This window comes from Pseudoalteromonas sp. SR41-7 (genome assembly GCF_014163935.1).
GTDB lineage: Bacteria > Pseudomonadota > Gammaproteobacteria > Enterobacterales > Alteromonadaceae > Pseudoalteromonas > Pseudoalteromonas distincta.
Genome location: NZ_JACJEF010000032.1, coordinates 1 through 3587, shown reverse-complemented (window position 1 = coordinate 3587; position 3587 = coordinate 1). Strand labels below are relative to the sequence as shown.

At 38.1% G+C, this 3587-nt stretch carries 4 protein-coding genes and 2 pseudogenes; 4 read left to right on the top strand and 2 right to left on the bottom strand.

Features of this window, described 5'->3' with window-relative positions; all coding sequences use genetic code 11:
- Positions 1-377, bottom strand: a pseudogene (locus H5092_RS20345) (PQQ-dependent sugar dehydrogenase); the annotation flags it as partial.
- A 305-nt stretch (positions 378-682) separates the two neighbouring features.
- Between H5092_RS20345 and H5092_RS20340 the strand changes: the two are divergent.
- The 4 genes from H5092_RS20340 (at position 683) to H5092_RS20325 (ending at position 3258) form a co-directional block, all read left to right on the top strand.
- Positions 683-1657, top strand: coding sequence for a transposase (locus H5092_RS20340; protein WP_182734862.1), 975 nt, complete (start codon positions 683-685; stop codon positions 1655-1657).
- A gap of 272 nt (positions 1658-1929) precedes the next feature.
- Entirely contained in the window at positions 1930-2223 is a 294-nt protein-coding gene (locus H5092_RS20335; RefSeq protein ID WP_182734864.1) for an IS30 family transposase, read from the top strand.
- Positions 2224-2289: 66 nt separating this feature from the next.
- A complete protein-coding gene (locus H5092_RS20330) occupies positions 2290-2709 on the top strand; it encodes a hypothetical protein (protein ID WP_182734860.1) in 420 nt (139 codons plus the stop codon).
- A 126-nt stretch (positions 2710-2835) separates the two neighbouring features.
- Positions 2836-3258 carry a hypothetical protein gene (locus H5092_RS20325; RefSeq protein ID WP_259398406.1) on the top strand — a complete coding sequence of 141 codons (423 nt, stop codon included), beginning with the start codon at positions 2836-2838 and terminating at the stop codon, positions 3256-3258.
- A gap of 195 nt (positions 3259-3453) precedes the next feature.
- Here the strand turns inward: H5092_RS20325 and H5092_RS20775 are convergent.
- A pseudogene (locus H5092_RS20775) lies at positions 3454-3587 on the bottom strand (PQQ-dependent sugar dehydrogenase); the annotation flags it as partial.

Here is a 3587-nt window from a genome sequence, read left to right as displayed (position 1 = left end):
AAGACAAGGGCGCGTCCTGCGTAATGTTGCGGTGTGTTTTTATCAGTCGCTACTTTATAAATAACGTTAGGCTTTGAAAAGTCAGTGCCATTAAACGTGGCTTTGGCAACAACCAGCCTGTTTGCGCTTGCATCACCTTGGGCATAAGTAAAAATAACTTCTTTTGAGTCGCTATAATCTGGTGATAAAACAATGTCGAGTAAACCACCTTGGCCCGCAACGTATAAGCCCTCAAGGTTTAATTTTACTCTTGATTGCACGTTGTTCTTAACTATAACTACATGACCATCACGCTCTGTAATTAACCATGTGCCGTTTGGTAGTTCAACCATGCTCCACGGAGACTGTAATTGCGTAGCCAGTGTTTGTGTACTGTATTAACAAATTAGGATGACACCCATCCTAATTATTACAAAAAAAGCCAACAAAAACAGCATGAAGAGTGAATTATTATAAATAATGATTCACCCAAAAAGCTGAGCTATGTAGACAAAATGAAAGTAAAAATAGACAGCCCCATAGGTCGACGACAGCTGTTTATTAAAGAATGGCAAACGGCTCGGCTGTATCGAACCAGCTTTCCTTTAAATAAAATAATAATAGTGACACCCATCCTATTTTTTGCAGTTTAGTGAACTAAGTACTAGGCTTTTATCAGTGTGAAAAATGAGCAGGGTGTCTTATGGCAATTGCAAGAAAGCGCCAAGTAAGTTTGGTTGATACAAAGTACTACCATTGCATATCACGTTGCGTACGCCGTGCATTTTTATGTGGGGAAGACCACTTTACAGGTCAATCCTACGAGCATCGTAGAGGCTGGGTTGAAGATAAACTGCTTGAGTTAGCCAAAGTGTTTTGTATTGATGTATGTGCTTATGCTGTTATGAGTAATCATACCCATTTAGTGCTGTATGTTGATGATAAAAAAGCGAGTAGGCTAAATGATAAAGCGATTGTTATTCGTTGGCACAAGCTGTGTAAAGGCACTGTACTTACGCAAAAATACATACAGGGTGAAAAGCTAAGTAAAGCTGAACTTATCTTTTTTAATCAAACAGTAAAACAATACCGCGAGCGCCTATCAAGTATTAGCTGGTTTATGCGGTTGTTAAATGAAAACATTGCTCGCAGAGCAAATAAAGAAGATAACTGCACTGGCCGTTTTTGGGAGGGACGATTTACGTCTCAAGCATTATTAGATGAAGCAGCCCTTGCGGCTTGCATGGCGTATGTCGATTTAAACCCCATTAGAGCCAAAATGGCTAACACCCCAGAAGAGTCAGACCATACCAGCATCAAACAGCGTTTAACGTATGCAAAGGATGGCAAGCAACCAAAACAACTACTGCGCTTTGCAGGTATCCCACGTCAAATTATGCCAAAAGGGCTGCCGTTTGAGCTTAAATCGTACCTTGAACTTGTTGAGCTAACAGGGCGCTGTATACGAGAAGACAAACGTGGTTATATAGAAAGTACACACTTACCCTTACTCGAAAGAGTTAATATCTCCCCAGAAAACTGGTTAAAACTCACCACACAATTTACGCGTGTATTTCATGGTGCAGTCGGCAGGTCAGCCTCACAAGAAGGTTATTGTGAAAACTTAAAGCGAAAGCGGCGAGCGAATATCAGTAACTGCGAAAAGCTACTGGCATAAAACTTAAACTACTCAGTAAAGCTATTCAGTAATAAATCACAACTGCATTATGCAGTCATTTTCATGCGTGTAATTTAGGTTTAACAGTGATAATTGCTTATTTAATGTGTAACGCGCGGGTAAAGATATAAAAAGAGGTGAACTCTTAGCCCAAAAAAGTAAATTTAGTGGCGCTAGATTAGTTTACAATTGGAGTGGCTGTCTAATTTAATAGTAGTGGCGCTAGATTAGTTTACAATTGGAGTGGCTGTCTAATTTAATAGTATTTATCGATAACTTATGACAATGGCACTGAAAATACAGAGTTTAAAAAAGTAGAAGCCATTTTGAAAAATAAATCTTATTTTTGTGAGCCTTATCACAGCTGGGAAAAAGGTGCTGTAGAGCAAATAAATGGGTTAATTAGAAGGTATTACCCGAAGAAAACTAACTTTAGCAAAGTAAGCCATCAGCAATTAAAAAAAGTAGAGGAACAACTAAACAATCGGCCTAGAAAATGTTTAGGATTTAAAACACCAAATGAAGTCTATAATGAATTAGGTGGTGCACTTCCAATTAGAATCTAGGTTATCAAAATAAATAAACCAGCTAATTTATAGGCTCGTTATGTCTCACGGGGGGGTTATCGCTCTATGAATGTTTTTCTAATAATTGCAGGTACATTAAGTGCTGTTGTAGCAACTTTGCATTTAGGTTGTATCTATTTTGGAGGTTCTTGGTATCGGTTCTTCGGTGCAGGAGAGCAAATGGCATTACTTTCTGAGCAAGGAAGTATTCAACCAACTCTTATTACTAGTGTAATTGTTCTGATTCTATCAACTTGGTCATTGTATGCATTTTCAGCCGCAGGTGTGATTTTTAAACTTCCATTCATCCGTCTAGCTCTTGTACTAATAACTTTTATTTATTTAGCCCGCGGTGTTGCTGGGTTCTTTCTAATAAATAACCCTATGGGGCGTTCGCCTGAGTTTTGGGTTTGGAGTTCTATTATTTGTTTATCTTTTGGTATTGTTCACCTTGTTGGTTTAAAACAACAATGGGCAAGCTTGTGAGTAAAGTGTAATCTAATAAAGAATCAAACAAGGGCCATTACAATTGGCTTTTGGTAAAGCATTATATTTGTGGTTAACTACTGGTCGCAAATAATTGACGGAACAAGGAATATTAAAATGTATAAAATGTCAGTTCACATAACCTCTAAACCTTTAGAAACTTACCCGCAAAAACAAATTTTAAAGATGGTAGCTGATGAAGTAACCGAAAAAGCGACTGTGCACAAAGCAGCGGATCAAAGTGACCAAGTGGATATATCTGAAGAAGGAAAAGAAAAAAGTATGGAAGATCAAAATCGAGAGGCGTTACGTAAATTATCAGGCAATGAAGATGTAAGTCAGGCATCACAATCTGAAGAAGACCCACTTGATGAACAGATTGCTGAAATACAAGAAAAGATAGAAAAACTACTACAGGAAGCTGCATTATTACGCAGTAAAGAAGATGAAGAGTCGCAGGCTAAAGTGAAGGTGCTAGAAGCAGAAATTACCGGGCTTAACACTCAACTTATTGAATTATTGAGACAGCAATTAGAAGCGGGTAAATAACAAGCACAGCAAGTGTATGCTAAGGAAATTGAGACAAGAACGTTATTAATAACATAATAAAGAGGCTCACCTTAATCTTAAAACTAAAGGGGTTAACCCCTGATCTTACTGATCAAATTACTTAATTAACCAAAGTGGCTTATTGAAAGCCGCTACTTACTTTAAAAGCGCAGCGTCTTTTATTTGCTTTATGAATTAGTTTGCTGTCATCAACATTAGCTTTGCCTCTTTACCGTCTGTTAATACCGCGACGTTACCTTTATCAGTTATAAGCACATCTCTTAACCTGCCTGCGGCCTTGGGAAACACGTGAGACTGCGTAAATTCAC